This is a genomic window from Gracilimonas sp., from assembly GCF_035704785.1.
In the GTDB taxonomy this organism is placed as follows: domain Bacteria; phylum Bacteroidota; class Rhodothermia; order Balneolales; family Balneolaceae; genus Gracilimonas.
Window position 1 is genome coordinate 1 of record NZ_DASSWP010000039.1, and the last position, 3,822, is coordinate 3,822.

Here is a 3,822-nt window from a genome sequence, read left to right on the forward strand (position 1 = left end):
AGCTTTTTAGCAAAAGAGTTTGTGGAAGGCATCTCTTCAAAAAAGTAATAGTTACGCCCCAACCAAGAGGTAGCCAACTCTTTTTCAAAAAGCTCGGAATCAAACAAAATGTGTGATTTGGTTAATGATGGTCATTTCAGAGACTATTAAAAGTAAAACAAAAACCGTAATGTTCCAGATAAAAAGATGAGTGTTATTTCCCGACAATCACCAGCGAATCTTCAGTGCCAAATTCGTTCGGTACATATTTATCAGCAGCGTCATCATTCTCCCAGCGCTCGCCATCAATGTAGTATTTGAATTTATATTCTTTGTCGGGTTTCAGGCGAAGAGTTGTTTTCCAGATACCATTCTTCCTTTCGAGCTTCTCTGCTTTAGTATCCCAATCGTTGAAATCACCGGCTACAGCGATTTCTTTTTTTGCCCATTCAGCGGGCACACTTAAGGTTACTTTACAAACCGTTCGTTTTGGGGTGAATTCTTTGGTGATCATAACAAAAATATTAGTTCGATGAGTGAGTGAGGGTTTATTATAATTATATAATTCAATTGATTCAACGATTTTACAAAAAATAAAAATGACGTCAGCTATATAAAGCCTAATTTATTTATATAAATAACAATATTATTTTAATTAAATATTAATTAAAAGTGTTTTCCTTACTAAGCTTATGTAAATAGTATTTTATTGTCGTTAACTAAATAAAACCCAAATATTTCTAAACGATTATACCCTTTAAACATGATTCACTGCGATATTTGACTCTGAATCAAGACAAGCTGTCTGCTTTTTTGCTAACAACATCAGGATGGCAAGATATTTGTAACCAATAACGTTCAAACAGTTGAACGGCCTCAATTATAAGGTTAACTTAATACTCATAGTTTAGAGACAATTTATCAGAGCACCAGTATTATATTATGATAGATATATTAGATAGCATCGGTAAGACCATTACTAAAATTTTTGGTTCTAAAAGTGAAAAAGACATTAAAAAAATTCAGCCTATCGTAGATGAGATCAAGAGCTACGAAGAAAGCATCAAGAAGCTGAGTGATGAGGAGCTAAAAGCTAAGACCGAAGAATTCAAAAAAAAGATTAAGGATGCCACTGCCGAAACGGTAGCCGAGATAAAAGAGATCAAGAAGCAATTGGATGATATTGAAACCCTGAATCCCGGCGAACATCGAGAAATGGCGGAGTATCTCGATGAACTGGAGCAACGGGAACTTGATATCATCGAAGATGTTTTGGATGAGCTTTTACCTGAAGCCTTTGCTGTTCTCAAAGATACTTGCCGCCGATTTGTTGGGAAGTCCTGGAAAGTGGGTGGGAATGACACTACATGGGAAATGATCCCATACGATGTACAGTTGATCGGTGCTATTGTATTGCATCAAGGCAGAATCGCTGAGATGAAAACAGGTGAAGGTAAAACGCTTGTAGCTATTTTTCCGGCATACCTAAATGCTCTTGCCGGTAAAGGAGTCCACATAATAACAGTGAATAATTATCTGGCAATGCGTGATGCAGAGTGGAACGAGCCCATCTTCAATTTTCACGGACTGCATGTGGATTGCGTTGACCGATATCAGCCGAGTACTGAACAGCGACGTAAAGCTTACAAAGCTGATATCACCTACGGAACCAACAATGAATTTGGCTTCGACTATCTTCGTGACAACATGGTAATAGAACAGGAGCAACTGGTACAGCGGGAACATCACTATACTATTATTGATGAGGTAGATTCCATTTTGATCGATGAGGCACGTACTCCGTTGATCATTTCAGGTCCGGTACCCCAGGGTAATCAGTCTGATAAATATGTTGAGATGAAACCACGAGTTGAGTCTTTGGTACTTGCTCAGAAAAAATTAGTTGCCAACCTTGTTTCAGAAGGAAAGAAATTACTGGAAGAAGGTGATGAGGAAAAAGCCGGACTTGCGTTATTCCGTGCTGTTCGTGGTTTTCCTAAAAACTCACAACTCAGAAAACTTCAGCAGGATCCAAAAATTCAGAAATTGATCCAACGCACTGAATCATTTTACCTGCAGGATAATGCCAAAAATATGCCGGTAGTGGATGAGTACCTGTACTACGCGGTAGATCCTAAGATGAATTCTATTGAAATGACCGAACAAGGCCGGGAATTCATTACCAAAAAAGGCGAGGATGAAGAGTTTTTCATTATTCCGGATCTTGGAGAAGAAACAGCTGTCATTGAGAATGAGCTCGAAGAACTCGAAAAGGAAAAGATCGAGGAAATTGAAAGTAATGATGACTTCAGCGACGATTATAAAGAGAAAAAGATAGACGAGGCCAAGCAGGAAATACGACAGGAAAGAGAGCGCAGGTTTAACGAACTACACCGTAAATTCGCTGAACGTGGCGATCGTATTCATACCGTTAACCAGCTGCTGAAGGCTTACACTAACTTCGAGCGTGAAGAAGAGTATATCGTTCAGGATGGTAAGGTAAACATCGTTGATGAGCACACCGGACGTGTGCTCTCAGGTCGCCGTTATTCTGATGGATTGCATCAGGCGATCGAGGCTAAAGAGCAGGTTAAAGTTGAAGCTTCCACACAAACATACGCAACCATCACCTTGCAGAATTATTTCCGTATGTACAACAAACTGGCCGGTATGACCGGTACCGCCGAAACGGAAGAAGGTGAATTCAATGAGATCTATGAACTGGATGTAGTAGTTATTCCTACCAATAAGCCTATTGCCCGGGATGATAAAGAGGATCTTGTTTTCAAAACCAAGCGAGAGAAATTCAATGCGGCTATCGAAAAGATCCAGGAATATCATGACAAGGGACAGCCGGTATTGGTGGGTACTACCAGCGTGGATGTATCCGAAACCATGAGCCGTATGCTGCAAAGAGCCGGAATCCCTCACAACGTATTGAATGCCAAGCAACATGCCCGTGAAAGCGAAATTGTAAAACAAGCCGGTGAAATTGGTGCCGTAACGGTAGCTACTAACATGGCCGGGCGTGGTACAGATATTAAATTAGCTAAAGGCGTGAAGGAAAAAGGCGGACTGGCCATTTTAGGTACGGAACGTCATGAATCGCGCCGTATTGACCTGCAGCTTCGCGGTCGTGCAGGACGTCAGGGTGATCCCGGTGAGACTCAGTTTTACGTATCTCTGGAAGATGACCTGATGGCAATGTTCATGTCGGACCGGGTGGCCAATGTGATGGATAAGCTTAGTTTTGAAGAAGGTGAAGTCATTACCCATCCATGGATCACCAAATCTCTGGAACGTGCTCAAAGTAAAGTTGAGCAAAATAACTTCAGTATTCGTAAGCGACAGCTGGAATATGATGATGTGCTAAACAATCAGCGTAACGTAATTTATGCGCGTAGAAAACATGCTCTTTCCGGAGACCAGTTGCGTACCGACATTATGGATATGCTGGATGATCTGGTAGAATCAATGGCTCGGGAACATATAGCTGCTGGAGATTACGAAGGACTACATGAAAATATACTTCGCCGCATCGCAGTTGATGTTGATTTCGATAAGGAAGCTTGGTTCAAGATGAATGAACGCGACCTTGCTGATCATATCATTGACAAAGCGCTCGAGATGTACAAAAAGAAAGAGGAGCGTATGGCAAAGCCTCTTTATCAAGTTATGAAGCGCATCAATGAATCCAACCCTGACAATCGTCCCGATAAAGTACAAGTGATATTCACAGATGGAATCCGCCGCATGCGTATTGTAGTGGATGTGGAATCAGCTCTTGAAAATGAAGGTCGGGAAGTTGCCCGTTCTCTCGAAAAAAGTGCCATTCTATCCATC

General features: G+C 41.2%; 2 protein-coding genes. One reads left to right on the forward strand and one right to left on the reverse strand.

Annotated elements, in window-relative coordinates; translation table 11 throughout:
- Positions 1 to 193: 193 nt before the first annotated feature.
- Positions 194 to 493, reverse strand: a complete 300-nt coding sequence (locus VFM80_RS02195) for an isoamylase early set domain-containing protein (RefSeq protein ID WP_395069102.1) — start codon at positions 491 to 493, stop codon at positions 194 to 196.
- A 428-nt stretch (positions 494 to 921) separates the two neighbouring features.
- Between VFM80_RS02195 and secA the strand changes: the two genes are divergently transcribed.
- Positions 922 to 3,822: preprotein translocase subunit SecA (gene secA, locus VFM80_RS02200; RefSeq protein WP_395069104.1), on the forward strand; the 2,901-nt coding region annotated here is incomplete at its 3' end.